Below are 24,988 nucleotides of genomic sequence, written 5' to 3'. Positions count from 1 at the left end.
TAGTACAATCTCATTTAATATATTTGCTCGTCATCCGAGTCGATATACAGCTCCACGGTACGTCTCGACTCATCGATATGTAAGCGTAAATGAATGGGATTACAACAAATTCGACAATCATCGTAATAATCTTGATCTCCGCAGCTGGCATCAATACTGATATGTTGGTGGTGCCCGCAGTGGGGACAAGCAATCACTTTGTTCATGACTCTCATAGTGTAACTCCTTATACCTAATAGAAGAAAGCCACAATAGAATAGAGCGAATCATTCAGTTCAATCAGCACAGCTAACACTTAGTCGGTATCGCGCCTATTGTTTAGCGCCTTGATTTTGTTCAATCTTAAGAATTCATTATGTGCGTCATCATTCGAGTGGTGTCTATTTAAGGGCTTCCTATTTGAGTATACAACAGAGTGCTGTGCGCATACTTAGATGAAGTCGGCCTCAAAACCCAGCATGATAGATCTTATGGTTAAATGCTTTTCTTAGTGGAGCAATAACGCTTTTAGCATTAATCCTTAACTGTGACTAAATCTTCTATTGCGCTGCTGTGTAACACACCATCGCGGGCATTTTGTGTAATATCTAGGGTTAAACGCTGCATTTGTTGCTCAAGTTCACTTTTAATATCAACGAGTAATACTTGAGTATCAATCTGAGGTTCATTTGTGGTTAACACCTGCGGCTCAGGTAAAGCGCTTGTGTTCGTGAGTGCCACAGCCAATAAAATGCCGTTCAACATATCAACTCCCTGTCATGTTTTCAGTGATGACTAATAAACTGGCGCCAGAATAGGGGATTTAGATGACCGCTAAGTTACCAAGACACTGCAAAATCATGAATTTGCTTTTTGTTTCTAATCCCAATTCTGGTCAATATGCTTGCGCCTTTTAGCTACAATCCCTTAGAATAAACGCCCTGCTACGCAAGGCGGCTAAGACTCCTGTACTGTCTTAACCTAGCGAGCATTTCTCTTACATTAACTAAAACCAAGTGGCCCTACGTGTGGGTCACCACTGGAAAGGACATTTCATGCCTGTAATTACACTTCCCGATGGTAGCAAACGCGAGTTTGCCCATGCTGTATCAACCCTCGATGTTGCCGCCGATATTGGCCCAGGTTTAGCGAAAGCTTGTATCGCTGGCCGCGTTAATGGCGAATTAAAAGATGCTTGCGATCTCATTGAAACCGATGCAGAACTATCAATCATTACCGCCAAAGACGAAGAAGGTGTTGAAATTCTTCGCCATTCTTGCGCGCATTTATTAGGTCACGCGATTAAGCAAATGTGGCCAGAAACCAAGATGGCGATTGGTCCTGTTATTGATAACGGCTTCTACTATGATATCGACCTTGAGCATAAGTTGACTCAAGATGACATCGACGCGTTAGAAAAGCGCATGCTTCAACTGGCCAAAACTAACTATGACGTAGTTAAACGTGTAGTTAGCTGGCAAGAAGCGCGCGATACCTTCGCAGCGCGTGGCGAAGATTATAAGATTGCCATTCTGGATGAAAACATCAGCAAAGATGCAACGCCTGCGCTGTATCATCACGAAGAATACACAGACATGTGTCGTGGACCGCACGTACCGAACATGCGTTTTTGCCAACACTTTAAATTAATGAGCATTGCCGGCGCTTATTGGCGTGGTAACTCAGAAAACAAGATGTTGCAACGTATCTATGGTACCGCTTGGGCAGATAAAAAAGCCTTGAGCACACACTTAACCCGTCTTGAAGAAGCGGCTAAGCGTGATCACCGTAAAATCGGTAAGCAGCTCGACTTGTATCACATGCAAGAAGAAGCACCGGGTATGGTGTTCTGGCATAACGACGGTTGGAGCATCTTCCTCGAATTAGAAAGATTCATTCGCCGTAAGTTAAACCAATACACTTACCAAGAAGTGAAAGGCCCATTAATGATGGACCGCGTGTTGTGGGAACGTTCTGGTCACTGGGATAAATACTCAGAAGCCATGTTCACGACCAGCAGCGAAAACCGCGAATATGCTATCAAGCCGATGAACTGCCCAGGCCACGTGCAGATCTTCAACCAAGGGTTGAAATCTTACCGCGACCTGCCATTACGTATGGCAGAGTTTGGTTGCTGTCACCGTAATGAACCTTCTGGTTCTTTGCACGGATTAATGCGCGTACGCGGCTTTACCCAAGATGACGCCCATATTTTCTGTACTGACAGCCAAGTCCAAGAAGAAGTGAGTGCCTGTATCCAGATGGTTTACGATACATACGCCACCTTCGGCTTTGAAAATATCGTGGTAAAACTGTCGACTCGTCCTGAAAAACGTATCGGTGACGATGCAATGTGGGACAGAGCGGAAGAAGCACTTAAGCAAGCGCTGCGTGACAATAATATTGAATTCACTATTTTGCCAGGTGAAGGCGCGTTCTACGGACCAAAAATCGAATTTACTTTACACGATTGTTTGGACCGAGCGTGGCAATGTGGTACTGTGCAGCTCGATTATGCGTTGCCAAGCCGTCTTGGTGCAACTTATGTTGCCGAAGATAACAGCCGTCAGACCCCTGTGATGATCCATCGCGCTATTTTAGGCTCTTTGGAACGATTCTTGGGTATCTTGATAGAAGAATATGCAGGACGTTTCCCAACTTGGTTAGCCCCAATGCAAGTTGTCGTGATGAATATCACCGATAAACAGGCTGATTATGTTGAAGAAGTCGTAAAATTCTTCAAAGAACAAGGTATTCGAGCGTCTTTTGACTTGAGGAATGAGAAAATAGGCTTTAAAATACGCGAGCACACCTTAAGGCGTGTCCCTTATTTGTTGGTCGTTGGCGATCAAGAAATGGAAAATAAGGAAGTAGCGGTGCGTACCCGTGATGGTATCGATTTAGGTAAGATGCGACTTGAAGATTTCGCCACTAAAATCCATCAACAGATTTCGCTCCGTAGTCTCAAATTGTTGGAGGAATAGGTCATAAAGATCAAAAAAACAGCAGGGCGTCAGCCGGCCCCTAATAGAATCAATGAAGAAATCACAGGCGTACCAGAAGTACGTTTAACAGGCATTGATGGTGAAGCTATTGGTGTGGTAAGCATCAGAGATGCTCAGAATTTGGCAGATGAAGCAGGTGTAGACCTAGTAGAAATCAGCCCGAATGCTGAACCTCCAGTATGTCGCATTATGGACTACGGTAAGTTCCTTTTTGATAAGGCTAAGTCAGCCAAGGAACAAAAGAAGAAGCAAAAGCAGGTTCAGGTTAAGGAAATTAAATTCCGTCCTGGAACTGACGAAAACGACTATCAGGTAAAACTACGCAACCTGATACGTTTTCTGGAAGACGGGGACAAAGCGAAGATTACGCTTCGTTTCCGAGGTCGCGAAATGGCACACCAAAACCTAGGTATGGATCTATTGAACCGTATCAAGGCTGATTTGGACGAGTATGCGGTTGTTGAATCTTTCCCGAAAATGGAAGGCCGACAAGCAATTATGGTGCTAGCGCCTAAAAAGAAATAAGTAGGGCAAAACTTAAAGTAGCGAAGGTCTATGGCCTTTGCTCGCCTTGCTTTTTATTAAACATCCCAATGCGGAGTTTTAGAAATGCCTAAAATGAAAACAGACAAGGGTGTAGCGAAGCGTTTTAAGAAAACCGCTAATGGTTTCAAGCGCAAGCAAGCACACTTACGTCACATTTTGACGAAAAAAAGCACTAAACGTAAACGTCATTTACGTGCTAAATGTTTAGTTGCAAAAGCTGACGTTCCAGCAATCGCGCGTCAATTACCTTACGCTTAATTTAGGAGATTAGAAAATGCCAAGAGTTAAGCGTGGTGTAACCGCTCGTGCTCGTCACAAGAAAGTTTTAAAACTAGCTAAAGGTTATTATGGCGCTCGTAGCCGTACTTACCGTGTTGCTGTTCAAGCAGTAACTAAAGCTGGTCAATATGCTTACCGTGACCGTCGTCAGAAAAAACGTCAATTCCGTCAACTTTGGATTGCACGTATTAATGCTGCTGCTCGTCAAAATGGTCTGTCTTACAGCCGTTTCATCAACGGTCTGAAAAAGGCGTCTATCGAAATCGATCGTAAGATTTTGGCTGACATCGCTGTATTCGATAAAGTTGTATTTGCAACTTTAGTTGAAAAAGCAAAAGAAGCGTTAAACTAAGAAATTAGTTTGTTGCTGTAGAGAAGGGACCATTTGGTCCCTTTTTTTATGTGTCATTTTTAGCTAAAAAAATAGCAGGCCAAGCCTGCTATTGGTTGAAAAAAGTTTTGAGTTTAATTACTTTTTAGCGTCTAAATAACGCTCTGCATCGAGTGCGGCCATACAGCCTGTGCCCGCAGAAGTAATCGCTTGACGATAATGTTGGTCCATCACATCACCACAAGCATAAACACCTTCGATACTGGTTTGTGTGGCGTTACCTTGCAAGCCGCTTTGTACTTTTAAATAACCGTGGTTCATTTCCAACTGGCCTTCAAAAATTCCAGTATTAGGGCTATGGCCAATAGCGACGAACACACCAGCAACGGCTAAGTCAGTAATAGAGCCATCTTTAGTGCTCTTCATCTTAAGACCTGTCACACCCATAGCATCACCAACGACTTCATCCATAGTTTGGTCTAAATGAAGGATGATGTTGCCATTAGCGACTTTGTCCATCAGACGGTCGATTAAGATTTTTTCTGAGCGGAAAGTGTCACGACGGTGGATCAGATGAACTTCAGCGGCGATATTACTTAAGTACAATGCTTCTTCAACAGCTGTGTTACCGCCACCGATCACAGCGACTTTTTGATTACGATAGAAGAAACCATCACAGGTCGCACAGGCTGATACACCGCGGCCCTTGAATGCTTCTTCTGACTCTAATCCTAAATAACGGGCTGAAGCGCCAGTTGCTATGATCAGCGCATCACAGGTGTACTCGCCGTTATCGCCTTTCAAACGGAAAGGGCGCTCGGTTAAGGTCACTTCGTTGATGTGATCGAACAAGATTTCAGTATCGAACTTTTCTGCATGCTTTTGCATACGTTCCATTAACGCTGGACCCGTTAAGTCATCCGCGTCACCTGGCCAGTTTTCAACTTCAGTCGTAGTGGTCAATTGACCACCTTGCTGCATACCTGTGATCATCACAGGTTTTAAATTCGCACGCGCAGCATAAACAGCTGCGGTATATCCTGCTGGGCCTGAACCCAAAATCAATAAGTTACAATGTCTGATCTGGCTCATGTTTATCTCCGTGCCTTTAGCAAATTGCAAGGATTGTAGGGAATTTACCTGTGGGGGTAAAGTGTTGAAGGGTGATTCTTTTAGATTGCGCTAATCGAGTCAGTGCGCTTTGGTATTCAGAGTGTCAGTTTAACTTTACTGCGGTGAATTAAATGGCTTAGGCGGGCATGACGAGTGAAAGCACCAGACATGTTGATAAACGGGATGTTATCAATTCGCATGCTTTAATTTCAGTTCTGCAAATAAAAAATCGGCTTCAACAGGGTTGAGGCCGATTTGGATCATTTGCTAGGTAAATCAAACGCAATATTACATCGAAAGCTTAAGCTAATTAAACGCTTATGCCAATAATGCAACTGGAGAAGTGAACGCTAGATTCAGGGCGTGAGCCACTTCCTTACAGACCACTTTACCGTGCATCACGTTTAAGCCATTCAGTAAGTGCTTGTCTTGTAACAGCGCTTCTTTATAGCCTAAGTTAGCTAACTTAAGAATATACGGTAGCGTTGCATTATTTAGTGCGAAAGTAGAAGTGCGAGCAACCGCACCAGGCATGTTTGCCACGCAATAATGCACAACATCATCAACAATATAAGTTGGATCTTGGTGAGTCGTTGCATGTGAAGTTTCAACACAACCGCCTTGATCAATTGCTACGTCAACAATGGCACTGCCTGGCTTCATACGTGAGATCATGCTACGGGTTACCAATTTAGGCGCTGCAGCACCAGGTATCAGTACACCACCGATCACAAGATCGGCTTCAATAACATGACGTTCAATTGCATCAGCAGTAGAGTAAATGGCTTTTACGGCAGAACCGAATTGCACATTTAAGCGACGCAGCGCATCAATGCTACGGTCAAGTACAACCACATCAGCACCCATGCCTACCGCCATTTGCGCAGCGTTAGTACCGACCATACCGCCGCCAATAATCACGACTTTAGCGGGTTCAACCCCTGGAACGCCGCCCAGTAACATACCGCGACCACCAGAAGATTTCTCTAATGCCATAGCGCCAGCTTGGATTGACATACGGCCAGCAACTTCAGACATAGGGGCAAGTAAGGGCAGGCCACCACGGTCGTCAGTCACAGTTTCGTAAGCGATACATACGGCACCACTTTTAATTAAATCTTCAGTTTGCGGTAAATCTGGCGCAAGATGCAGATAAGTAAATAAAATCTGATCGTGACGCAACATAGCGCGTTCAACTGCTTGAGGCTCTTTTACTTTTACAATCATCTGCGCTTTAGCGAAAACTTCAGTAGCAGTCGCTAAAATTGTGGCGCCAGCATCAATATAATCTTGATCTGAAAAACCGATACCTGTGCCTGCATTTGTTTCTACAAAAACTTCGTGACCTTTGATCGCTAACTCGCGAACACTAGAAGGAACCATACCGACACGATATTCGTGGTTTTTAATTTCCTTGGGAACACCAATAATCATCTTTGAGCCTCAATTGCCTGAAAACCCACTTTTAATGGGCATAATTGTTATTTTATCGTGACCTGAACGTGATTAATTCAGGGATATCTAGTATAGTATCGGCGACGCAGTTTATGCTGCTGAACTTTCGGCATACGTAGAATAAAATGTTGTTTTAGTGATAAAGCAAGGTTAAATAAATGGCATATAATAAAAAGAGTCCTGTAAAAGACTTGGATCGCATCGATCGCAACATTCTTAATGAATTACAACTTGATGGCCGCATTTCTAATGTGGAATTATCAAAAAGAGTCGGACTTAGTCCAACTCCGTGTTTAGAAAGAGTGAAACGACTCGAAAAGCAAGGTTATATCAATGGCTATACCGCATTGGTCAATCCTCATTTCCTGGGTGCATCCCTACTGGTATTCGTGGAAATCACCTTAAGCCGTGATACTCCCGAAGTGTTTGATAAGTTTAACCGTGCAGTGCAGTTACTCGACGACATTCAAGAATGTCATCTGGTTTCAGGCGATTTTGACTACTTACTGAAAACCCGTGTTTCAGATATGTCAGCTTATCGTCGCTTGTTAGGTGAAACCTTGTTGAAATTACCTTCTGTTTCCGACACGCGTACTTATGTCGTGATGGAAGAGGTTAAACACACCAGTCGCGTAGCGATAAATCATCTACTCTCAGATATTTAAATTACCCTGATTGTTTGGTTTTACAATAAGGGGCTTAGGCCCCTTATTTATTGGTCAAGTCAGCACAACTATCCCGTTTAACACCTATAGCGATTAACCTTGTCATTGCCCTTAAGTTCGCCAACTTAGGGGCATATTTTTGTGGCATTTTTAAGCAGAGTTGTTAACGGAAGTGATTGTGTAATAACTCATTCCTCTCCAAAAGCACACTTAAACATCCCAATAGGTTAATTTTTGCCAATCATGGCCATTTCTGCACAGAAAAACAGGCTAATGTGCTCCACATTTAGTGGGATTCTGGTATCGTTAGCCCACCTGTTTTCACTTTTTATGGATTACGTCGTTTGTCTCAAGGAAATAGTGTACGCACGCTCACTGGCCTGCAACGTCTGCTGGAAGGCGGACTCATCATTTGTTGTGTCCTCGCCACTTATATTTTACTCGCATTGACGAGTTTTAGTCCGTCTGATCCCGGTTGGAGTCAGTCGCATTTTCAAGGCGACATAAAAAACTGGACCGGAGCTGTAGGGGCTTGGATAGCCGATATTCTGTTATATTTCTTCGGCGTCACGGCTTACATTATGCCAATCATTGTCGCCTCGACCGGCTGGCTGCTGTTCAAACGCGCCCATCATTTGCTCGAAGTTGATTACTTTTCAGTGGCCCTGAGATTGATTGGATTTTTGCTGATCATCCTTGGGTTTTCTGCGTTGGCGAGTATGAACGCTAACAACATCTACGAGTTTTCGGCAGGCGGAGTGGCGGGTGATGTCATAGGCCAAGCCATGCTGCCGTATTTTAATAAACTCGGCACCACCTTATTGTTGCTGTGCTTCTTAGGTTCTGGCTTTACTTTATTAACTGGGATCAGTTGGCTGACCGTGGTCGAGAAAATCGGCTTAGTCTCTATTTGGATTTATAAGAAACTTAAATTATTACCGCAAGCGATGAAGCGTGAGCGTGAAACCGAAGATACCCGTGGTTTTATGTCTGTAGTCGATAAGTTTAAGCAGCGCCGCGAATCACAATATGTGCTTGAAAAGCCGCCAGTCGTTGAAACGCCAAAGGTGCGTGAGCGTCATATTGGTCGCAGAGCCGAAATAACCCCAACCTTGTCTACTGCCGCAGATGAAGGGTTTATTACCGAAAGCATTAATACTGAAGAAGCTGCGCCGCAAAAAAACAAGCTATCGGCACTCGCAAAAATTTTGAGTTTGAATGGCAGTAAAAGTAAAAATGCACAAAGGGTTGAACCTCAAATCGATCATGATGATTTGGCCGCCCATGGCAATTTTGAAGCGCCGCCTTGGTTAACCGAAGCCCAAGATGCAAGACATGATGGACAAGAAAGCGCCGATTTCAATTCGCAGGCATTCGATCACGACGACAATGAGCCAGTTTTTAACAGCCAAAACTTTGCGGAAGATGATGATGAAAGCTTAGGCTTTACCGATGAAGACGTCATTGATTTTGATACAAAAGCCTCAACGGGCGCTGTGAATCAAGCCCAGCGTAAGCAGCAAGATCAAAAAGCGAAAATTGTGGATGGCATAGTGGTGCTACCCGGGCAAGATGATAAACCCGCACCGAAAAAGCCCATGGACCCCTTACCAAGCATCAATTTGCTTGATGTGCCAGATCGTAAGAAAAACCCGATCAGCCCAGAAGAGTTAGATCAAGTCGCTCGTCTAGTTGAAGTGAAGTTAGCCGATTTCAACATCATCGCCAATGTGGTGGGGGTGTATCCAGGTCCTGTGATCACTCGCTTCGAATTAGAATTAGCGCCTGGCGTTAAAGCGTCAAAAATTTCTAATCTGTCGAAGGATTTAGCCCGTTCACTGCTGGCTGAAAGTGTGCGCGTGGTTGAAGTTATCCCAGGCAAGGCTTATGTCGGACTCGAATTGCCGAATAAATTCCGTGAAACCGTGTTTATGCGCGATGTGTTAGATTGCGCCGCCTTTACCGACAGTAAATCCAACTTAACTATGGTGTTAGGCCAAGATATTGCCGGCGACCCAGTCGTGGTTGACCTTGGAAAAATGCCGCATTTGTTAGTTGCGGGTACCACTGGTTCTGGTAAGTCTGTGGGCGTAAACGTGATGATCACCAGCTTACTGTATAAGTCTGGCCCAGAAGATGTGCGCTTTATCATGATCGATCCCAAAATGTTGGAATTGTCTGTCTATGAAGGCATTCCGCATTTGCTCTGTGAAGTGGTTACCGATATGAAAGAGGCCGCCAATGCACTGCGTTGGTGTGTGGGCGAGATGGAACGTCGCTACAAGCTAATGTCTATGATGGGCGTGCGTAACATCAAGGGTTATAACGCCAAAATTGCTGAGGCGAAAGCCAATGGCGAAGTGATTTTAGATCCTATGTGGAAGTCATCCGACAGTATGGAGCCTGAAGCGCCTGCGTTAGATAAGCTGCCATCGATTGTTGTCGTGGTCGATGAATTTGCCGACATGATGATGATTGTCGGTAAAAAAGTGGAAGAGTTGATTGCCCGTATCGCGCAAAAGGCCCGTGCCGCAGGCATACATTTGATCCTAGCAACCCAAAGACCGTCAGTGGATGTGATTACTGGCTTGATTAAAGCCAACATTCCGACACGTATGGCGTTCCAAGTGTCATCGCGTATCGATTCGCGCACCATTTTAGATCAACAGGGTGCAGAAACCTTACTCGGTATGGGGGATATGTTATTTCTACCACCGGGTACTGCGGTTCCGAACCGTGTCCATGGCGCCTTTGTTGACGATCATGAAGTTCACCGCGTCGTTGCCGATTGGTGCGCCCGTGGTAAACCGCAATATATCGATGAAATTCTCAATGGTGCCAGCGATGGTGAGCAAGTCTTACTACCGGGTGAAACCGCAGAGACCGATGAAGAATACGATCCACTCTACGATGAAGCCGTCGCCTTTGTGACTGAAACCCGTCGCGGCTCGATTTCAAGCGTACAGCGTAAATTTAAGATTGGTTATAACCGTGCCGCGCGCATTATCGAACAGATGGAAGCCCAAGGTATCGTTTCGGCTCAAGGCCACAACGGTAACCGTGAGGTCTTAGCGCCTCCGGCACCAAAACATTATTAAGCCGCGCTGAGGCGTGGCTTTGATACACCCAAGGTTTTTACAGGGTAAGGAATAAAATGAAAAAACGATTATGCGCTGTGTTGTTAGCTTCACCTTTGCTATTTAGTGCGGCTGTGTTTGCCGATGATGCACAGCAGCTCAGAGACAAGTTGATTGGTACTGCTTCACTAAAAGCCGATTTCAAACAAACCGTGACTGACGTGAATAAAAAGGTCATTCAGACGGGTTCTGGTATCTTTGCATTGGCCTATCCAAATCAGTTTTATTGGCATTTAACTCAGCCAGATGAATCGCAAATTGTCGCTGATGGTAAAGATTTATGGATCTACAATCCCTTCGCCGAAGAAGTGGTCATCATGGATTTTGCCGAGGCAATCAATGCTTCGCCTATCGCCTTGTTAGTCCACCGCGACGATGCCACTTGGTCACAGTATTCAGTCACTAAGCAACAAGACTGCTATGAGATCAAACCTAAGGCGATTGATTCGGGCATATTGTCCGTCAAGGTGTGTTTCAAAAATGCCCAGTTAGCCAACTTTAATGTTGCCGATGACAAAGGTAACTTGAGCCAATTTGATTTGAGCAATCAGCAAGCGATTACTGATAAAGACAAAGCGCTGTTCAGCTTTGTGCTGCCTGACAATGTCGATGTTGATGATCAACGTCGTAAAACAGCGCACTAGGCGATAGCGTGAGCAGTTTATCCTTTAATTTCGCCCCCGACTTTCGTCCCTTGGCCGCACGCATGCGGCCAAGAACGATCGCTGAGTACATAGGTCAAGCCCATTTACTGGGTGAAGGCCAGCCGCTACGCAAAGCATTGGAAGCGGGACGCGCCCATTCCATGATGTTGTGGGGGCCGCCGGGCACAGGTAAAACGACCTTAGCCGAATTAATCGCACATTATTCAAATGCGCACGTTGAACGCATCTCTGCTGTCACCTCTGGCGTCAAAGACATTCGCGCGGCGATTGAGCAAGCGAAAGCCATGGCTGAATCCCGTGGTCAACGCACGTTATTGTTTGTCGATGAAGTCCACCGATTCAATAAAAGCCAGCAGGATGCCTTTCTGCCATTTATTGAAGATGGCACTGTGATTTTTATCGGGGCGACCACTGAAAACCCGTCGTTTGAAATTAACAATGCGCTGCTCTCGCGGGCACGGGTTTATCTTATCAAGCGCTTAAGTCATGATGAGATAGCCCACATAGTGACTCAAGCCTTAAGCGATACCGAGCGCGGCTTAGGCCAACGGCAATTTGTGATGCCAACCGATGTGCTCACCACACTGGCGCAACTTTGTGATGGTGATGCCCGAAAAGCGTTGAATCTTATCGAGTTGATGAGCGATATGCTCGCCGATGGTGGTACTTTTACCACTGAGATGTTGATCCAAGTGGCGGGACACCAAGTTGCCGGATTCGATAAGAACGGCGATCAGTTTTACGATTTAATCTCAGCCGTCCACAAATCGATCCGCGGCTCAGCCCCCGATGCGGCGCTGTATTGGTTTTGTCGAATATTAGAAGGCGGCGGCGATCCGCTGTATGTCGCAAGGCGCTTACTGGCGATTGCCTCTGAAGATGTCGGCAATGCCGATCCTGCGGCGATGACCATAGCGCTTAATGCTTGGGATTGTTTTCACCGTGTTGGCCCAGCCGAAGGCGAGCGAGCAATAGCGCAAGCCATTGTTTATCTTGCAAGCGCGCCAAAGAGCAACGCTGTCTATACCGCATTTAAGGCCGCGCGTGAGTTAGCTCGCGATACAGGGCAAGTCGAAGTGCCGCACCATTTACGCAATGCACCGACTCAATTAATGAAAGACATTGGCATGGGAGCAGGGTATCGATATGCCCACGATGAAGCCAATGCCTATGCAAGTGGTGAAAATTATTTCCCCGAATCCCTGCAAACAGCGCAGTTTTATTTTCCGACTGAGCGAGGGTTCGAGAAGCGAATCAAAGATAAGTTGGCGCAATTAGCCCAGTTAGATCAAGCCAGCGAGCATAAAAGATATGAATAATCTCTTACTTGTGGCGTTAGGTGGTTCAATTGGGGCTGTTTTTCGCTATCTTATTTCAATATTCATGATCCAAGTATTTGGCAGCAGTTTTCCTTTTGGTACACTGTTGGTTAATGTTATAGGTTCATTTTTTATGGGCGTAATTTACGCTCTAGGGCAAATGAGTCATATCAGCCCTGAACTCAAAGCGCTAATTGCTGTTGGCCTATTGGGTGCTTTGACAACGTTTTCGACTTTCTCTAATGAAACCTTGTTGCTGCTGCAAGAGGGGGATTGGCTGAAGGCGACTTTGAATGTGGTGTTGAATCTAAGTCTATGTTTATTCATGGTGTACTTAGGTCAGCAACTGGTTTTTTCTCGCATTTAACTATTAAGAATATATCACATGTTAGATCCTAAATTTTTGCGCAACGAATTAGAAGTTACCGCTGAGCGACTGGCCACCCGTGGCTTTATTTTAGACATAGCTCACCTCGCTCAATTAGAAGAAAAGCGTAAGTCACTGCAAGTGGCTACCGAAGAATTACAAGCGTCGCGTAATGCCATCTCCAAATCCATTGGCCAAGCTAAAGCCCGTGGTGAAGATGTTGACGCTATCATGGCGCAAGTGGGCGATTTAGGTTCACAACTGGATGCCAAAAAGATTGAACTGGCGGCCGTGCTCGAAGAAGTGAATGCGATTGCCATGTCGATGCCCAACCTGCCAGATGAATCTGCGCCAATCGGTGCCGATGAAACGGAAAACGTTGAAGTTCGCCGCTGGGGCACTCCACGAACGTTTGATTTCCCGATTAAAGATCATATCGATTTAGGCGAAGGCTTAAACGGTTTAGATTTTAAAAATGCAGTAAAAATCACAGGCTCACGTTTCATCGTGATGAAAGGCCAAATTGCCCGTTTAAACCGCGCCATTGGTCAGTTCATGTTGGACTTGCACACCACAGAACACGGTTATACCGAAGCCTATGTGCCGTTATTGGTTAACGAGGCAAGTTTACTGGGCACAGGTCAATTGCCTAAGTTTGGTGAAGACTTGTTCCACACTAAACCGGCCACCGAAGAAGGCCAAGGCTTAAGCCTTATCCCAACCGCAGAAGTGCCATTGACCAACTTAGTGCGCGATAGCATTGTTGATGAAGACGAGCTGCCGATTAAATTAACTGCGCATACCGCATGTTTCCGCAGCGAAGCGGGCTCATACGGCAAAGATACCCGTGGTCTGATCCGTCAGCATCAGTTCGATAAAGTTGAAATGGTGCAAATCGTTAAGCCGGAAGATTCAATGGCGGCGCTCGAAGCGCTAACTGGTCACGCTGAAACTGTATTGCAACGTTTAGGTCTGCCATACCGTACTGTGATTTTATGTACTGGCGATATGGGCTTTGGCTCAAGCAAAACCTACGACATCGAAGTCTGGTTACCGGCGCAAAATACCTATCGTGAGATTTCTTCTTGTTCAAACATGAAGGATTTCCAAGCCCGTCGTATGCAAGCGCGTTACCGCGTAAAAGCAGACAATAAGCCAGCGTTACTGCATACCTTAAACGGTTCAGGTTTAGCTGTGGGTCGTACCTTAGTGGCTATTTTAGAAAATTATCAAAATGCCGATGGTAGCATCACAATCCCAGAAGTGCTGCGTCCATACATGGGCGGCTTGACTCAAATAGGCTAATGGAACGCAAAATAATACTATGGATAAAGGCCAGCGCTATCTCCGTTGGCTTTCCTATACCGCTGTCATTGCAGTATTTTTTGCGGTGATGTTGGCGACCATAGGCAAAGCCGTCTGGGTTGTGTTAGAAAACGTCAAATAACCTTATTAACTTTGTTCAAGTAAAAAGAAAGGCATGTTTCCTAAGGGAACATGCCTTTTTTGTTTGTGCCATGTTTATGTTTAATGCTCACATTTGACGCTTACGTTCGATATTGAGCTAAGTATGATGACTTAACTTATACGATTAAATGCATTTAGCTGGCTTTGGCAAGCCCGCAATTTTGGTGGCTTGTTTTGCTGGGCCAATCGGGAACAAGGTATACAAGTATTTTGAATTGCCTTTGTCTGGCCCTAAAGCTTGGCCAATCGCTTTAACTAATACGCGAATAGCAGGGCTCGTTTTGTATTCAAGATAAAAATCGCGAACAAAGTTAATCACTTCCCAATGGGCGGGCGTAAGCACGATTTGCTCTTCTGCCGCCAATAGTAAAGCCATATCCGGTTGCCAATCGTTGAGATCTTTTAAATAACCTTGATGGTCACGGGCGATTTCTGCGCCATTAAATTGCAACGGATTTACCACGTTATCACCTTGTCATGGAGTAATGATTGAGCCACAAACTCATTGTAATCGATAAGCGTCACGTTCTTTAAACGCTCGGATAGACCGCGAGCGATGACATCGTCTTTTAAGACCATCAACTTGAAGGGCGATAATGCCATTGCCCATTGACGCAGCAGTAACGCGTTCACGCCATCGCTCGATAGTAGAATCGCATCTTCCTTACAGGCGTAACGTAAGCAGAGTTTCAATGCACTATCTCGGCTGGGAGATGTTTGAATATGATGTAAAATCATCAGAATACTAAGACCTCATCAACCTGTTTTAAATGGGCAGCGATGGCTTCATCGTTGACCACAGTAACAGGAACTGACAGTAAGCCATGGCTTAAGCCGTAGTCGGCTAAGGATTGCTTACAGACAAATACCGAGTCGATATCGTACAGCGACAGTGCTTTAAAGGTGGAGATGTAATCTTTAGCGCCAATTAGATCAGGTTGTTGATCTTTAATCAAATGCAGCACACCTTCATCGACAAACACTAAACTCACTTCTTGCTCAAAGCTGGCGCTCAGCAGGGCGAGATCTAAACCTTCGCGGCCACGAACAGTACCGTGTGGCGAACAGCGAAATAGGATACACAATTTTTTCATAGTCACCCTGAGAGTTAAAAACTGATCAAACGATCGGCCGATTCAATGCCGGTGACAAGCTCGCCTAAACCGCCCATGATAAATGACTCGCCCACATTCCAGTGGCTCAGTCCATTCTCGCTGGCATCTTGCTTGCTCACAATCCCACGGCGCAGCGCTGCTGAAACGCAATTAACTAACGGGATCTGATAGGATTGCGCGAGCTGTTTCCAGTCACTGATCACATCATTTTCATCGGAGGCGGGTAAGCTTAAATCTGTGGAGTTATACACGCCGTCTTGATAAAAAAACACACAGATAATCTGATGCCCAGCCAAAAGTGCAGCTTGGGAAAAGCGTAAGGCGTTAACACTCGCCGACGTGCCATAAGCGGGCCCGTTCACTTGGATAATAAATTTGCTCATTTAAAATAAAAATGGCCCTAAAAGTAGGGCCATTCTAACGCAAGTTAAGCTAAAAATCGCTAACTAGGATTAGTCATCGTTGCCTATGCCCATAAGGTGCAATAGCGAGATGAAGAGGTTTAAGAAATCTAAGTATAATGAGATAGTTGCGCGAATGTAGTTCGTCTCGCCACCGTTCACAATACGGCTAGTATCAAACAGGATAAAACCTGTCATCAATAATGCAATACCGGCGTTAATCGCCATAAAGGCAATGCTGTTACCCATAAAGATGTTAATTACGGCAGCGGCAATCACCACAATCAAGCCAGCGAACAAGAACCCACGTAGGAAAGAGAAATCTTTCTTAGTGGTCACCGCATAGGCTGATAAGGCAACGAAAATCACTGACGTTAACCCCAGTGCTTGCATGATCAGCTGTGGACCGTTTGCCATGCCTGCATAGTGATTTAACATGTAGCCCAGTGACGCGCCTTCCATACCAGTAAAGGCAAATACCCAGAAGATACCCGCTGCAGATTCGGCTTTACGTAAGGTTACAAACAACAGCACTAGGCCACCAATGGATAAGCCAATGGAGACTAATGGACTGATATTTAATGCCATTGCCAAGCCAGCGCACAGGGCAGAGAAGGCCAATGTCATAGACAACAGCATATAAGTGTTTTTAAGAAGTTTGTTCACTTCCAGTGTTGACGCACTTGTCGAATATAAGGTTTCTTGGGTCATATTGATCTCCGTTGACACATTTCCGAACTGATCATTTTGATTTTTTACAGCACACTAAGTTCCAGTAAAATCCTAAAACGAACTTAACTGCATTCATGATACCGTACCTAAGATACGGGTGAAAGTCATAGAACCATGAATAACAAATTGTTAATCTTAAAAATTTTGTCTCATCTTACATATCACTCTTAAGTGCTAAGCGTTTAGGATTGAGATGGCTACATCCGTATCTTTATCCACTCAGCACATGAATGCTTGGTTAAAACTTAATTGGCTTGATAAATAGGCCTGCTGAACTTAGGTGCACTTACAGCAAATTTCAAGTTCAATGCCGATTTCAAAGACAAGTCCAATGCTAATTTCAATGCCAAGTATAAGGACCAGGGCAACCGCATGAGTGTTTAAAATTCGTCCAGCTGCAACCCTGCTAATAGAACCGATTCTAAATATTCAGGTTTCATCCAAGCTCTTTTCTGTTTCGCTGGAATGCTTCCTTTAGAAGGTTCAGCCCTAAGCATATTCAGTGATATTTGCCTAAGCATGGCCCAATTTTCTGCCCCATGATGTTGGTAAATCTGGCAACTATCTTCTTTCATTGAGACATCTAGCACCCAGTGTAAGCTGTTCTCAATCCCCCAATGGCCACGAACTGAATTGGCTAACTGCTGCTCATCGAGTGTGGCTGAACTGATATAGTAACGGTAGGTCAGTTCTGCCTCTTTCCCTTTCGTATACCGATAACTCAAACACATACCTAATGTGTTCAATTTCATCCACTTAGGAAAATAATCTTGGAGCTGGTTTGCAGGTATTACATAATAGGCTCTTGCCTCGATACGGCCTCTATTTTTTTCAATAACGAGTCCATCAAGAGGATTACTGCGCGCTTCACTGAAAGCACTGACCACGGCCTCATGCAAGGAACTTTGATTTGCCTTTACAGCAAGTAAGTAGTCACCTCCTTGCTCGACTATCTGTCTTGCAATCTCTGTCTGGCAACCCATGGCGTCGATTGATACAAGTGCTCCTTCTATATCTAACAACTGCAGCAGCGCTGGGATTGCGGTTATCTCATTGGATTTATTTGCCGTTTTTACTTGCCCCAGCACCACTTTATTGGCACAGGCAAACGCATTGACCATATGAATGGTTGAGCGCCGATCTTCACGATTGTATGAGGCACGAAGCGTTTTACCATCGATAGCAATAAGATGACCATCACTCATCTCATGGACGGCTCGCATCCAATTGGCGAAGCACAGTCGGAACTGTTCCGGCTCGATACGAGAGATAATACGTGCAATGGTATCATCGACTGGGACACCTTCGGTCAGAATTCCCTTTTCTTTAAACCAGTTATGATGTCCGGCAGCATAGTCATGGATTTCTGACCAGCCTTCGGCACCAGCAATCACACCACACAGAGTAACGAACAATACATCATGCAATGGGTAAGTCACTTTGGCAGATTGTCGGCTGTCAGCAATCGAGTTGAAATGAGACGTGAAGGCTTCAAGGTACATGCTCTGATGTTCTCTATAAGAAAAAGAGAGCATAAGATCATAATCGATACCGTTCGTCAAATTGGGTTCAAAACGGTTAAAATACATTCACGATCTCACCCTGGTATAAGGACTAGATCAGCATATTGAGTTTAAACCAAGCTTAAGCCAGCCACTCTTTATGCAATTTTTCAGTATCGCCCAGATATTCCAGCACCCAAGCGAGCGCAGGCGACATCTTGTCGGCATTCCACGCGAGACAACAAGGGCTGGTCTGCTTAGGATTTTCTAGCTGTTTCTCAACCAGCGCACCCGCTTTAATAAACACACTTGCTAAGTGCACTGGCATATAACCAACGCCTAAACCTTCGCGGAAACAGTTAATGGCGCGGATCCAATCGGGTACAACGAGGCGACGTTGATTTTCGAGCAACCAGGTCATACGTTTTGGAATTTCCCTTGAGGTGTCTTCTAGGCAAATCGAGGGGAAAGGGCGCAGCTCATCGTCGCTTAGCGGACGGTCAATATTGGCTAATGGATGATTTTTACTGACTAAAAATGCCCACTCAATATCGCCCATGTCTTTATATTGGTACACGCCACCGACTGGAATTGCGGTTGTGGCACCAATGGCGATATCACTGCGACCCGTGGCGAGCGCTTCCCAAACCCCGTTAAAGACCTCAATGCGAATAATTAATTCAATATCATGGAAATGACGGTAAAAGTCAGCAATCAATACGCTGATCCTATCGGCGCGGACGATATTATCCAATGCGATGGACAAGGTCGGTTGCCAACCGTTTGCTACGCGCTGCGTGCCACGTTTCATCTCATCCATCTGCGTAAGCAAGGTTCTGGCTTGCTTTACAAAATGCTTACCCGCAGGCGTTAAGGTTACGCTGCGATGATGACGTTCGAAAAGAATGACGCCGAGTTCTTCTTCTATTTGCTTGACCGCGTAGCTCACGGCAGAGGGCACTTTATGCAGCCGATTCGCCGCTGCGGTGAAACTTCCTACACGAGCCACAATATCAATGAGTTCTAGCGCTTGTTCTGAGAGCATAGCTGACGTCCATTCCAATGAAAATAATTGATAGCACAAGTCAAAAATAAACGTTTCCAATAGATTTAACAAGTCATTAGACTGCACGCTTTAGTCAATTCGACCCGAATATCTTATGAAAACTTCTAGTAACGCCTTTGTAAACATAAAGTTCTTTATGTTTCTATTCTATTTAGCCATGTTGAGCATGCTCGGTTTTATTGCCACTGACATGTACTTACCTGCTTTCAAAGCAATTGAAGGCTCATTTAGCAGTACCCCATCAGAGGTGGCGATGTCGCTGACCTGTTTCCTTGCGGGTCTTGCCCTAGGCCAACTACTTTACGGCCCCTTAGTCAATAAAATCGGCAAACGTTGGGCACTGATTTTTGGTTTAGTGGTGTTTGCCATTGCCAGCGTGTTTATTGCCAACAGCGATTCTATATTCATGCTCAATACCGCGCGCTTCTTCCAAGCGATTGGCGCCTGTAGTGCAGGGGTTATTTGGCAAGCGATTGTGGTTGAACAATATGATGCCGATAAAGCCCAAGGTATTTTCAGCAACATTATGCCACTGGTTGCATTATCGCCTGCATTAGCACCGATCCTTGGCGCTTACATTCTGAACGAATTAGGCTGGCGTGCAATCTTTATCTCTTTGTGTGTTATCGCTTTTCTACTGATATTGATGACCTTGTACTTTGTGCCAGGCAAGCGTCAGCATACGCACAGTGATCATGCTGCAGTATCTTATGGGCAAATTTTGAAAAACACCCGCTATTTAGGCAACGTCGTGATCTTCGGCGCCTGTTCCGGTGCTTTCTTTGCTTACCTAACTGTATGGCCGATTGTGATGGAGATGCACGGTTATCAAGCGACTGAAATCGGGCTAAGCTTTATCCCGCAAACCATTATGTTTATTGTCGGTGGTTATGCGAGTAAGTTACTGATAAAACGCATTGGCGGGCATCAAACACTCAATATCTTGTTGTCGATTTTCGCAGCCTGCGTTATTTCGATCATCATGTTCACGCTGATTTTCCCAGCGAGCACGATTTTCCCACTGCTTATTTCGTTCTCGATTTTAGCCGCAGCTAATGGTGCCATTTACCCGATAGTCGTAAATAGTGCACTACAACAGTTTAGTCAGAATGCCGCTAAGGCCGCAGGATTACAGAACTTCTTGCAGATAAGCATAGCCTTTGGTGCCTCTAGCTTAGTCGCTATGTGGGCAAGCCTAGGTGAAGTAGCGATCGGCTGGGGTATCCTATGTTGCGCTATCTTAGTTGTGGTCGGCTATGTACTTAAGAGCCAACAAGAGTGGGGCGATTTTGCCAAACATTTCACTAAGCCAGATCCCGCACGTGTCGGCATAGTGGCCGATGTGAAGCAAAATCCAGCGGATTGAGTGTAATAGCAACAATTGACGCATAATTAAGAGTTAGTGCTTTACAGTCAACACACTTACTTATATTATGCGCCTCGTTCGGAGGGGTGGCAGAGTGGTTTAATGCACCGGTCTTGAAAACCGGCGTGGGTTTATAGCCCACCCAGGGTTCAAATCCCTGCTCCTCCGCCATATTAAGTCAAAAAGCCGCTAAGCAATTAGCGGATTTTTGCATTTTAGCGATTCTAGCCTTGAGTTTCTGATTCGAAACGCAGCGCCTCCACCCTATGTCACCAACAAGGCCGTCAGTACTGATGACCTTGCTAGTCTTTACCATTTAACTCTAGATTCGCTCATTCAAGATGCCTCATTCAAGATGCACTGACAATCTCAGCCATCATTACACTTTGGGTAATTTGTGTTGGATCATGGCCAGCGCAAAGAAGTTCCAGTCTGCATTAGCATAGCTACTTACCAGATCCCGCAGGATTGTCGGTTCGCCGGCGTTATCCACCTGTTGCGAAATTATATGCAAATTCAGCGCATTACAGTAATCCTGCCGCTCCACCACAAAAAACTGCTTCTTGAAGGGGAGTAGTAGTGTGCCTTCAGCTTGTGCATTAAAATCACGCGCGGCTAAATAACCTGTAAACCAATGATTGAGTAGCGTATCGCATTGCTTAGTGTGGAATAAGTTTCCCCAATCATCCCCGAGTATGGCTTGACCCGACAGGACTCGCTGGCAATGATGAAAATCGATAAACCCTAGCTCACGTGCGATCACTTGTTGGCAATGCTTAAGCTGGAGATCTGAGTGTAAGATGCCCAACTTCGCCATTAAGGTCGCGACTCTTTGCTTGGCAGACGGCTCATCCTGCTGACAAGCTTTGAGCAGCTTTTTAGCGCGAATTTTGGTTTCATTTAATGCGATGGCGCTTGAGTCTTTCATCTTGGCTAACTTCATTTTGCATTACCTCCATGACTAACTCGATTTGCTCGCGGCACGTGAATAAAAGGCCAAATACTGATGATCAATAAACTCAAGAGACAAGCTAAAATGTCCGCGATTGGAAAGGCCATCCATAACTCAATCAAAGCGTTTGGCATGATATTAATGTTTAATGCACCTGTGATAAATGAAATATCTGCAAAAGATAGTTGAGGTAATAAGACCAGCAGTGGCAGTAATAAACCATAGATTTTTATCCCAGATAATAGCAATGCAAGCTTAGGGCGATTTGTGCCTTGATACACAGCAATTGCGATACCTGTGATGCCCGCCAAAGGTAAGGCGATAAACGTCACACTCGAAATCTTAATACAGGCGGCAATGAGTGCGAGGTCATCGGTGAACATACCAAATACTGAGGTCGGAAACCCCATAAATATGATTGTCACTACACTCAGATAACAGCAGGTCAAGACTATGCCCCATTTAGCACACGCTAACACCCGAGAAGATGTCATCGCCCCATAGTTATAGGCACTGATCGTCTGTCCTGCACTGGTGAGAGCCATGAGCGGTAGGGCGATAAAGATATTAAAGCGTCCGATCAAACCATAAGCGCTGATCATGTAAGCGACCTCATTCGCCGCTAGCGTATTGGGCACTACATTGGCTAAATGACTGACTAAAATATGATTTACCAATGAGATCACACAGGCAATCCCAAGATATGACAAAAGTATTGGACTACCCAAGCCAAGAATCGCTTTTATCTCAGTGAGATTGAGCCTTATCAGCTCCATTCTAAAATAAATAGGCTGGGTAGCTTGCTTATGAAACGCCTGCTTATTGGCAAAGCGGTTATTGGGGACAAAATAAACGACGGCGATAAATAGACTCATACATTGACCCGCCACCGTTGCCCACGCAGCTCCGCTCACGCCCATCTCCAATACGGCAATAAAGAGTGTATCGAAGAGGATGTTCATGACCGCCGACAACAAGATAACCAGCAGCATCACCACGACTTTGCCTTGTGCTCTGAGTAAATCGCCGCTAAGGGATAACAAAAAGGTGAACAGGCTAAAACAGAGAATGGGTTGTAGATAATCTATAGCAGCTAAGGCAAGTGTTGAGCTTACCCCAATAAATGCTAATAGATTATCGAGCTGGGCGAGTGACACGACAGTGGCGATCACGCCGCAACATAGGGCTAACGCGAAACCGGTATTCGCGATTTGACTCGCCTTATCAAACTCGTTTGCCCCTAAAAATCGGCTCACTAAGGTCGCCGTCCCATTTCCTATCATGCAGGCTAAAGCGAAAATCATCATTTGTAACGGGAAGGCAATCGTCACCCCAGCCAATGCATCGGCGCCGATGTATTTCAAAATAAAATATGAGTCGACTAAGTTGTAGCTGGCACTGAGCATCATTGCGAAGGCCATAGGTAATGCAAAACGCAAATACAAAGTAGGGATTGCTAATGTACCTAAGTACTCTGTTGACTGAGAGCTTGAGTGAGATTTCCCGTGGAAGAGTGTTTCGGTGACTGCCAAGGGCACAATGTCAGAAGGTTCAACATTGATACTGACGGACTTTAAAGTGTTAGCTGTTGCATGTTTCACAAACAATTCTCCTAAGTTTATTGGCATTCCGCTAAGCCAAACTTATTTGATTGCTGTGGGTTCGATATGAAATCGATTCGCAACGCTATTAATTTATCAGAGTGATATCATCTTTTGCGGATAGGCTTCTCTGCAACCTGCCGCGTATTATTCTCACTCAACCGTCTGATGTCAATTACCAGATTCGAGTCGGGAGGCAAGGGCACATTGCAGTTCTGTATAGTCAACAAGACCAATATTTAAAAGTGCGCGTAAAACCAGATACAACATCAAGGATTTGCAATACACCATCCAAAGACGGCAAACTTGTGCGAACCATTTACTGTCCAAATTAAGCTACAAGTCGAAGATCCAACGTAGTGAACAACTTTGGCGGCCTTGAACTAAAACGCTTTGGCTTAACAATCACGCCAATAACGTCGTTAATCGCATCAGCACCAAGAACGATGGCAAATCCACACAATAAGGACGCCTAATCATGGATGAGTCACTAATCAATAGCGCAATCCAGCTACGCAATGACATACAAAGCATCAACGAGTTTCTACTGAAAGGCTTAGCGCCTAAAGACGCTCAACTGCAATTAATGGCTAAATCTTGCGTGTTACTGGGCGAACTGGACGACACACTAGAACAACTTAAGGACACTGCATCATGCAAATAATCCCTTATGAGGGTTCAAGATCAGCCAGAACTGCGAAGAGTCACACTAGAAGAACCATTTAGACATCCTAATCCCTTCCACACAAAGCTGCGCACAATGTGATCTCACGTTATCTAAAATTGTTTTTTTGTAGCATCCGGACATAAAAAAACGGCCCTGAATAGGGCTGAGTTTTGCATAACTTGAATTGTGCGAAGTACCTTCTAGTTGCTATGTTATTAACATCACTAAGTAAACTGGATTTTTTATGCCAAAAATAACAGACAAATTTACATCTACCATTGATCTAAATAAAAATATAAAGGATTTGATAAGCCCCGTGCGTTCCCCGGTTAAACCGGAGCTATTTAAAGAGCGTATGAGAAATTTAGTTGAACAAACTTTAACTGAATTAAATGCAATTGCTACAGAGAGACAGAGAATAATCAAACTTTTAGAAAGTCCTCACAATAGTCTATCTAATCACTACAATCCGTTGCACGACGATTATTCTTTTGCTTTAACTAGATATGATCAAATTACTGATCTCATTCGTCAAAGTGACCTCGCAGAGACGAGGGCACATAGGCGAAATCTTTTCTATCGGACATTAACGACACTTGCGGTAGGTCTATCTATTATGGCTATTTACGCTTTGGCTCACTGGTTAGAAATACCTATGCCACTAATGCGATTACCAGTTCCTAGTTAGAGGGATTATTAAGGGACGTGTCCCTTAATGCCAAGCGCTCTTAATAGGGCGCTTTTAAGCCCATTGATTTTCTCCGCCAGACTCTTTTCTTTAACTGAAATGCCGATAACATCACTTATCGGCCCCTAATACCTTCCATACAAAACTGCGCACAATGTGATCACACGTTATGTAAAACTGCTTTTTTTTATAGAATCCAGACATAAAAAAACAGCCCTGAAAGGGCTGAGTTTTGCATAACTTGGATTGTGCGAAGTGTTAATCGTTATCAATTAAGAAATATTTATTTTCAGAAATAGTGAGAGAGCGCTTTCTGTCCATGATTAGTTTTTCGTCGCCAATTCTAATACCAGCTAAGCAGGTCCAGTTCTTTTTTGTTATGTTTAAAGTTCTAATAATTTTTTCAGCTGATGCTTCTAGTTTAGCTAAGTCACCTGATTCTATAAGCTTTTTATCTATTTCTTCATCGAATTCATTTGTAGTTATTTCATATAGTTTCATCAATATTTCCTTTGGTTGTGTCTGCTTATAATCATTGAGTGAAGCTTAACAGAACTAGCCAGCTATTTA

28 protein-coding genes and 1 tRNA gene are annotated in these 24,988 nt (G+C 44.7%); 15 read left to right on the top strand and 14 right to left on the bottom strand.

Annotated elements, in window-relative coordinates:
- Window positions 1–14: 14 nt before the first annotated feature.
- Together AYJ58_RS13555 and AYJ58_RS13550 are read right to left on the bottom strand one after the other, a co-directional pair.
- Window positions 15–215, bottom strand: a complete 201-nt coding sequence (locus tag AYJ58_RS13555; RefSeq protein ID WP_106650519.1) for a CPXCG motif-containing cysteine-rich protein — start codon at window positions 213–215, stop codon at window positions 15–17.
- A gap of 298 nt (window positions 216–513) precedes the next feature.
- On the bottom strand, window positions 514–744 hold the full coding sequence (locus tag AYJ58_RS13550; RefSeq protein WP_106650518.1) for a hypothetical protein: 231 nt from the start codon (window positions 742–744) through the stop codon (window positions 514–516).
- 290 nt (window positions 745–1,034) lie between these two features.
- Here AYJ58_RS13550 and thrS point away from each other — a divergent pair, with 290 nt between their 5' ends.
- The 4 genes from thrS (at window position 1,035) to rplT (ending at window position 4,161) form a co-directional block, all read left to right on the top strand.
- Window positions 1,035–2,963: a threonine--tRNA ligase gene (gene thrS / locus AYJ58_RS13545; RefSeq protein WP_011846833.1), complete on the top strand. Its 1,929-nt coding sequence runs from the start codon at window positions 1,035–1,037 to the stop codon at window positions 2,961–2,963.
- Between the two features lie 3 nt (window positions 2,964–2,966).
- On the top strand, window positions 2,967–3,509 hold the full coding sequence (gene infC, locus AYJ58_RS13540) for a translation initiation factor IF-3 (protein ID WP_012089240.1): 543 nt from the start codon (window positions 2,967–2,969) through the stop codon (window positions 3,507–3,509).
- 84 nt (window positions 3,510–3,593) lie between these two features.
- The gene (gene rpmI, locus AYJ58_RS13535) at window positions 3,594–3,788 is read left to right on the top strand and encodes a 50S ribosomal protein L35 (RefSeq protein WP_106650517.1); all 195 of its coding nucleotides are present in this window, start codon (window positions 3,594–3,596) and stop codon (window positions 3,786–3,788) included.
- 16 nt (window positions 3,789–3,804) lie between these two features.
- The gene (gene rplT, locus AYJ58_RS13530) at window positions 3,805–4,161 is read left to right on the top strand and encodes a 50S ribosomal protein L20 (protein WP_006081652.1); all 357 of its coding nucleotides are present in this window, start codon (window positions 3,805–3,807) and stop codon (window positions 4,159–4,161) included.
- Between the two features lie 117 nt (window positions 4,162–4,278).
- Here rplT and trxB read toward each other — a convergent pair whose 3' ends face one another.
- Window positions 4,279–5,232: a thioredoxin-disulfide reductase gene (gene trxB / locus AYJ58_RS13525; RefSeq protein WP_106650516.1), complete on the bottom strand. Its 954-nt coding sequence runs from the start codon at window positions 5,230–5,232 to the stop codon at window positions 4,279–4,281.
- A 339-nt stretch (window positions 5,233–5,571) separates the two neighbouring features.
- Window positions 5,572–6,687 carry an alanine dehydrogenase gene (ald, locus tag AYJ58_RS13520; RefSeq protein ID WP_106650515.1) on the bottom strand — a complete coding sequence of 372 codons (1,116 nt, stop codon included), beginning with the start codon at window positions 6,685–6,687 and terminating at the stop codon, window positions 5,572–5,574.
- A 179-nt stretch (window positions 6,688–6,866) separates the two neighbouring features.
- Between ald and lrp the strand changes: the two genes are divergently transcribed.
- The 7 genes from lrp (at window position 6,867) to AYJ58_RS22135 (ending at window position 14,308) form a co-directional block, all read left to right on the top strand.
- Window positions 6,867–7,373 carry a leucine-responsive transcriptional regulator Lrp gene (gene lrp / locus AYJ58_RS13515; RefSeq protein ID WP_006081649.1) on the top strand — a complete coding sequence of 169 codons (507 nt, stop codon included), beginning with the start codon at window positions 6,867–6,869 and terminating at the stop codon, window positions 7,371–7,373.
- 344 nt (window positions 7,374–7,717) lie between these two features.
- Window positions 7,718–10,471, top strand: a complete 2,754-nt coding sequence (locus AYJ58_RS13510; protein ID WP_106650514.1) for a DNA translocase FtsK — start codon at window positions 7,718–7,720, stop codon at window positions 10,469–10,471.
- A gap of 56 nt (window positions 10,472–10,527) precedes the next feature.
- Window positions 10,528–11,154, top strand: coding sequence for an outer membrane lipoprotein chaperone LolA (gene lolA / locus AYJ58_RS13505; protein ID WP_011846837.1), 627 nt, complete (start codon window positions 10,528–10,530; stop codon window positions 11,152–11,154).
- An 8-nt stretch (window positions 11,155–11,162) separates the two neighbouring features.
- The gene (locus AYJ58_RS13500; RefSeq protein ID WP_106650513.1) at window positions 11,163–12,494 is read left to right on the top strand and encodes a replication-associated recombination protein A; all 1,332 of its coding nucleotides are present in this window, start codon (window positions 11,163–11,165) and stop codon (window positions 12,492–12,494) included.
- The gene (gene crcB, locus AYJ58_RS13495) at window positions 12,487–12,861 is read left to right on the top strand and encodes a fluoride efflux transporter CrcB (protein ID WP_106650512.1); all 375 of its coding nucleotides are present in this window, start codon (window positions 12,487–12,489) and stop codon (window positions 12,859–12,861) included. Before AYJ58_RS13500 ends, crcB begins: the two co-directional genes overlap by 8 nt.
- An 18-nt stretch (window positions 12,862–12,879) precedes the next feature.
- Complete coding sequence (gene serS / locus AYJ58_RS13490; RefSeq protein ID WP_106650511.1) at window positions 12,880–14,166, top strand: serine--tRNA ligase; 1,287 nt, start codon at window positions 12,880–12,882, stop codon at window positions 14,164–14,166.
- Window positions 14,167–14,185: 19 nt separating this feature from the next.
- Window positions 14,186–14,308 carry a hypothetical protein gene (locus AYJ58_RS22135; protein ID WP_006081643.1) on the top strand — a complete coding sequence of 41 codons (123 nt, stop codon included), beginning with the start codon at window positions 14,186–14,188 and terminating at the stop codon, window positions 14,306–14,308.
- A 144-nt stretch (window positions 14,309–14,452) separates the two neighbouring features.
- Here AYJ58_RS22135 and AYJ58_RS13480 read toward each other — a convergent pair whose 3' ends face one another.
- The 7 genes from AYJ58_RS13480 to punR form a co-directional block, all read right to left on the bottom strand.
- Window positions 14,453–14,791 (bottom strand): TusE/DsrC/DsvC family sulfur relay protein, encoded by a 339-nt coding sequence (locus tag AYJ58_RS13480; RefSeq protein WP_006081642.1) that lies wholly within the window; start codon window positions 14,789–14,791, stop codon window positions 14,453–14,455.
- Window positions 14,785–15,066: a sulfurtransferase complex subunit TusB gene (gene tusB, locus AYJ58_RS13475; RefSeq protein ID WP_106650510.1), complete on the bottom strand. Its 282-nt coding sequence runs from the start codon at window positions 15,064–15,066 to the stop codon at window positions 14,785–14,787. Before tusB ends, AYJ58_RS13480 begins: the two co-directional genes overlap by 7 nt.
- Window positions 15,066–15,422 (bottom strand): sulfurtransferase complex subunit TusC, encoded by a 357-nt coding sequence (gene tusC, locus AYJ58_RS13470; protein WP_106650509.1) that lies wholly within the window; start codon window positions 15,420–15,422, stop codon window positions 15,066–15,068. Before tusC ends, tusB begins: the two co-directional genes overlap by 1 nt.
- A gap of 14 nt (window positions 15,423–15,436) precedes the next feature.
- On the bottom strand, window positions 15,437–15,826 hold the full coding sequence (gene tusD / locus AYJ58_RS13465) for a sulfurtransferase complex subunit TusD (RefSeq protein WP_106650508.1): 390 nt from the start codon (window positions 15,824–15,826) through the stop codon (window positions 15,437–15,439).
- Between the two features lie 69 nt (window positions 15,827–15,895).
- Window positions 15,896–16,555 (bottom strand): Bax inhibitor-1/YccA family protein, encoded by a 660-nt coding sequence (locus AYJ58_RS13460; protein ID WP_106650507.1) that lies wholly within the window; start codon window positions 16,553–16,555, stop codon window positions 15,896–15,898.
- Between the two features lie 401 nt (window positions 16,556–16,956).
- The gene (locus AYJ58_RS13455) at window positions 16,957–18,078 is read right to left on the bottom strand and encodes an ISAs1-like element ISSod22 family transposase (protein WP_106651753.1); all 1,122 of its coding nucleotides are present in this window, start codon (window positions 18,076–18,078) and stop codon (window positions 16,957–16,959) included.
- 142 nt (window positions 18,079–18,220) lie between these two features.
- Entirely contained in the window at window positions 18,221–19,123 is a 903-nt protein-coding gene (punR, locus tag AYJ58_RS13450; protein WP_106650506.1) for a DNA-binding transcriptional activator PunR, read from the bottom strand.
- A gap of 115 nt (window positions 19,124–19,238) precedes the next feature.
- Here punR and punC point away from each other — a divergent pair, with 115 nt between their 5' ends.
- Together punC and AYJ58_RS13440 are read left to right on the top strand one after the other, a co-directional pair.
- Window positions 19,239–20,510, top strand: coding sequence for a purine nucleoside transporter PunC (punC, locus tag AYJ58_RS13445; protein WP_106650505.1), 1,272 nt, complete (start codon window positions 19,239–19,241; stop codon window positions 20,508–20,510).
- An 80-nt stretch (window positions 20,511–20,590) separates the two neighbouring features.
- Window positions 20,591–20,681 (top strand) — tRNA-Ser (locus tag AYJ58_RS13440).
- Window positions 20,682–20,889: 208 nt separating this feature from the next.
- Here the strand turns inward: AYJ58_RS13440 and AYJ58_RS13435 are convergent.
- Both AYJ58_RS13435 and AYJ58_RS13430 read right to left on the bottom strand, forming a co-directional pair.
- Window positions 20,890–21,453 carry a hypothetical protein gene (locus AYJ58_RS13435; protein WP_106650504.1) on the bottom strand — a complete coding sequence of 188 codons (564 nt, stop codon included), beginning with the start codon at window positions 21,451–21,453 and terminating at the stop codon, window positions 20,890–20,892.
- Window positions 21,450–23,063, bottom strand: a complete 1,614-nt coding sequence (locus tag AYJ58_RS13430; RefSeq protein ID WP_106650503.1) for an MATE family efflux transporter — start codon at window positions 23,061–23,063, stop codon at window positions 21,450–21,452. The genes AYJ58_RS13435 and AYJ58_RS13430 overlap by 4 nt, the downstream gene beginning before the upstream one ends.
- Before the next feature lie 478 nt (window positions 23,064–23,541).
- Between AYJ58_RS13430 and AYJ58_RS13420 the strand changes: the two genes are divergently transcribed.
- Together AYJ58_RS13420 and AYJ58_RS13415 are read left to right on the top strand one after the other, a co-directional pair.
- Window positions 23,542–23,727: a hypothetical protein gene (locus tag AYJ58_RS13420; RefSeq protein ID WP_106650502.1), complete on the top strand. Its 186-nt coding sequence runs from the start codon at window positions 23,542–23,544 to the stop codon at window positions 23,725–23,727.
- Between the two features lie 247 nt (window positions 23,728–23,974).
- Window positions 23,975–24,418 (top strand): hypothetical protein, encoded by a 444-nt coding sequence (locus AYJ58_RS13415; RefSeq protein ID WP_106650501.1) that lies wholly within the window; start codon window positions 23,975–23,977, stop codon window positions 24,416–24,418.
- A gap of 258 nt (window positions 24,419–24,676) precedes the next feature.
- Here the strand turns inward: AYJ58_RS13415 and AYJ58_RS13410 are convergent, their stop codons facing one another.
- Window positions 24,677–24,919, bottom strand: a complete 243-nt coding sequence (locus tag AYJ58_RS13410) for a hypothetical protein (protein ID WP_106650500.1) — start codon at window positions 24,917–24,919, stop codon at window positions 24,677–24,679.
- Window positions 24,920–24,988: the final 69 nt, after the last annotated feature.

Source organism: Shewanella sp. Pdp11, assembly GCF_002838165.1.
GTDB classification, from domain to species: Bacteria; Pseudomonadota; Gammaproteobacteria; order Enterobacterales; family Shewanellaceae; genus Shewanella; species Shewanella hafniensis.
This window is presented reverse-complemented; position numbering and strand designations above follow the sequence as displayed.

Bases quoted from the DNA above. Each gene is read 5' to 3' on its own strand.
- AYJ58_RS13555 (WP_106650519.1), bottom strand. From the start codon at position 215: ATGAGAGTCATGAACAAAGTGATTGCTTGTCCCCACTGCGGGCACCAC.
- AYJ58_RS13550 (WP_106650518.1), bottom strand. From the start codon at position 744: ATGTTGAACGGCATTTTATTGGCTGTGGCACTCACGAACACAAGCGCT.
- thrS (WP_011846833.1), top strand. From the start codon at position 1,035: ATGCCTGTAATTACACTTCCCGATGGTAGCAAACGCGAGTTTGCCCAT.
- rpmI (WP_106650517.1), top strand. From the start codon at position 3,594: ATGCCTAAAATGAAAACAGACAAGGGTGTAGCGAAGCGTTTTAAGAAA.
- rplT (WP_006081652.1), top strand. From the start codon at position 3,805: ATGCCAAGAGTTAAGCGTGGTGTAACCGCTCGTGCTCGTCACAAGAAA.
- trxB (WP_106650516.1), bottom strand. From the start codon at position 5,232: ATGAGCCAGATCAGACATTGTAACTTATTGATTTTGGGTTCAGGCCCA.
- ald (WP_106650515.1), bottom strand. From the start codon at position 6,687: ATGATTATTGGTGTTCCCAAGGAAATTAAAAACCACGAATATCGTGTC.
- lrp (WP_006081649.1), top strand. From the start codon at position 6,867: ATGGCATATAATAAAAAGAGTCCTGTAAAAGACTTGGATCGCATCGAT.
- lolA (WP_011846837.1), top strand. From the start codon at position 10,528: ATGAAAAAACGATTATGCGCTGTGTTGTTAGCTTCACCTTTGCTATTT.
- crcB (WP_106650512.1), top strand. From the start codon at position 12,487: ATGAATAATCTCTTACTTGTGGCGTTAGGTGGTTCAATTGGGGCTGTT.
- serS (WP_106650511.1), top strand. From the start codon at position 12,880: ATGTTAGATCCTAAATTTTTGCGCAACGAATTAGAAGTTACCGCTGAG.
- AYJ58_RS22135 (WP_006081643.1), top strand. From the start codon at position 14,186: ATGGATAAAGGCCAGCGCTATCTCCGTTGGCTTTCCTATACCGCTGTC.
- tusB (WP_106650510.1), bottom strand. From the start codon at position 15,066: ATGATTTTACATCATATTCAAACATCTCCCAGCCGAGATAGTGCATTG.
- tusC (WP_106650509.1), bottom strand. From the start codon at position 15,422: ATGAAAAAATTGTGTATCCTATTTCGCTGTTCGCCACACGGTACTGTT.
- tusD (WP_106650508.1), bottom strand. From the start codon at position 15,826: ATGAGCAAATTTATTATCCAAGTGAACGGGCCCGCTTATGGCACGTCG.
- AYJ58_RS13460 (WP_106650507.1), bottom strand. From the start codon at position 16,555: ATGACCCAAGAAACCTTATATTCGACAAGTGCGTCAACACTGGAAGTG.
- AYJ58_RS13455 (WP_106651753.1), bottom strand. From the start codon at position 18,078: ATGTACCTTGAAGCCTTCACGTCTCATTTCAACTCGATTGCTGACAGC.
- punR (WP_106650506.1), bottom strand. From the start codon at position 19,123: ATGCTCTCAGAACAAGCGCTAGAACTCATTGATATTGTGGCTCGTGTA.
- punC (WP_106650505.1), top strand. From the start codon at position 19,239: ATGAAAACTTCTAGTAACGCCTTTGTAAACATAAAGTTCTTTATGTTT.
- AYJ58_RS13435 (WP_106650504.1), bottom strand. From the start codon at position 21,453: ATGAAGTTAGCCAAGATGAAAGACTCAAGCGCCATCGCATTAAATGAA.
- AYJ58_RS13420 (WP_106650502.1), top strand. From the start codon at position 23,542: ATGGATGAGTCACTAATCAATAGCGCAATCCAGCTACGCAATGACATA.
- AYJ58_RS13415 (WP_106650501.1), top strand. From the start codon at position 23,975: ATGCCAAAAATAACAGACAAATTTACATCTACCATTGATCTAAATAAA.
- AYJ58_RS13410 (WP_106650500.1), bottom strand. From the start codon at position 24,919: ATGAAACTATATGAAATAACTACAAATGAATTCGATGAAGAAATAGAT.